The sequence below is a fragment of the Vibrio sp. 2033 genome (genome assembly GCF_033339735.1).
Map to the genome: position 1 here is coordinate 1 of NZ_JAWOVC010000780.1, position 527 is coordinate 527.

A 527-nucleotide genomic window follows, 5' to 3' on the forward strand; every position below is an offset into this window, starting at 1 on the left:
TGAAGCGTTTTGAAGAACAAGGCATTGATCTCGGAGCGCTTATTGATGCTCATACAAAGCCGGTATATACCGTTTCCGCGATTGGGTTCGCACCTGGCTTCGCCTTTCTTTCTGATGTGGAAGAGAGTATCGCCATGCCTAGGTTAAAAACGCCGAGAACGTTTGTGCCATCAGGAAGTGTCGGCATTGCCGATAGTAAGACCGCCGTTTACCCATCAGACAGTCCAGGTGGCTGGAATATCATAGGTCGCTCTCCACTCGCACTCTTTTCGGATACTCCTCCTTTTATTCCTTTTGAAGTTGGTGACAAGGTCACGTTTTATGCGGTATCAAAACAGGAATTTCTTGAGTTAGGGGGAGCGTTATGAGCGCATCAGGATTATTAGTTGAAAAGTCAGGGCCTTTGTCACTGATTCAAGACTTTGGCCGTTTTGGTCTTGCTCACATCGGGATAACGCAAGGTGGCCCTGTTGATGATTACGCCTACAGTTGGGCTAATCATCTACTTGGAAATCGCGTGAATTGTT

The 527-nt window shown here is 47.1% G+C and carries 1 protein-coding gene and 1 pseudogene; both read left to right on the forward strand.

Features of this window, described 5'->3' with window-relative positions; translation table 11 throughout:
• A partial coding sequence (locus R7P74_RS29045) for a 5-oxoprolinase subunit B family protein (RefSeq protein ID WP_318124177.1) occupies positions 1–368 on the forward strand: 368 nt, incomplete at its 5' end.
• A pseudogene (locus R7P74_RS29050) lies at positions 365–527 on the forward strand (allophanate hydrolase); the annotation flags it as partial. The gene R7P74_RS29045 and the pseudogene R7P74_RS29050, both read left to right, overlap by 4 nt.